General features: G+C 53.8%; 1 protein-coding gene. It reads right to left on the bottom strand.

The genetic code is table 11. The features are described 5' to 3' along the window. Window positions 1-209 precede the first annotated feature (209 nt). On the bottom strand, window positions 210-844 hold a 635-nt coding region (locus AB4Z23_RS27340; protein ID WP_441361166.1), incomplete at its 5' end, for a DUF1214 domain-containing protein.

Genomic DNA, 844 nt, shown 5'->3' with positions numbered 1-844 from the left:
CCCATAGATGCCTCCCGGCGAATCTCCGGGACGGAAGATGACCTGACCGGCTTCGTATTTCTGAAGCAACGCATTCTGAAACAAACGCGTCCTGAAGGCTTCAGACATTTGAGCCAGCCAACCATTCTGGCTCAATATGCGTTCCGCTTCCGCTCGCGACATGCGCATTGTTTTCGATCCTCGTGGTCTTCCACGTTTACCGATGAGGCTCAGTTTAAGAGCTTGGCCTCGGGGAACGTCCATTTGCCGCTGACGATGGATTCGTCAGGACGATAGAGCCGGACGGTGTAGTTCCAACCCTCAACGATCGGCAGGCAGTTTGGAATCTTGCCATCGCAGCCGCCGAACTGGACGTTCACCGAGCCGTTGGCATTTTTCTTCGCGGTGATATCGTTGATCGAATAGGCATCGTAGGCGTTTTTCTCGAAGAAGCCCTTTGCATTATAGACACTGATCGACCAGAATTCTTTCACGGGCACAGTCTTCGGCACATGGAGAGTATAGATCGTCTTGCCGTCGTTTTTCTCGGGGGTGAAGCTTGGATACATGGCGTGCTTGTCCGGAATGCCACCCCAGCCAGCGGCTGTTCCAGTCAGGTGCTTGACCGGATCGACCTCGTTGCGGCCCCCAAAAGAGCCGCTGAACGATGTCTGGTGTTTTACGAGTGCGAGCAGCGCATTACGAATCTCTGTGAGGTCCTTTTCATCCCAGTTCGGAAGGTCAAGCTGCCCTTTTTCCTTCTGGTTCACCTTGATGGCATCCTGAAGCTTGTGGACTTCCTCAATATCCTTCGGGTCGTTGGGATTAACCAGAGTCCGGACCGCTACGAAGACATATCGGGTGC

The organism is Agrobacterium sp. MCAB5 (assembly GCF_052114365.1).
Lineage (GTDB): Bacteria > Pseudomonadota > Alphaproteobacteria > Rhizobiales > Rhizobiaceae > Agrobacterium > Agrobacterium tumefaciens.
This window is presented reverse-complemented; position numbering and strand designations above follow the sequence as displayed.